Below are 201 nucleotides of genomic sequence, written 5' to 3' on the forward strand. Positions count from 1 at the left end.
ATGCACCATCGGAAGACTTCTTGGCGGCAGCTGATGGGATTGTCAAAGACTTTCCTATCTCGCAGAACTTCACGCTTTAGGGTGGCGTTAAATGATTCTGCCAGGGCATTATCGGCACTCGTTCCCACTGCTCCCATGGATTGGCGTACACCAAGCTTGGCGCAGTGGTCCCTAAATGCCTGTGAGGTGTACACACTGCCG

At 53.2% G+C, this 201-nt stretch carries 1 protein-coding gene; it reads right to left on the reverse strand.

The features are described 5' to 3' along the window. On the reverse strand, positions 1–201 hold a 201-nt coding region (locus HMPREF3056_RS13240; RefSeq protein ID WP_141759881.1), incomplete at both ends, for an integrase core domain-containing protein.

It is taken from the genome of Corynebacterium sp. HMSC056F09, from assembly GCF_001815785.1.
Classification (GTDB): domain Bacteria; phylum Actinomycetota; class Actinomycetes; order Mycobacteriales; family Mycobacteriaceae; genus Corynebacterium; species Corynebacterium hiratae.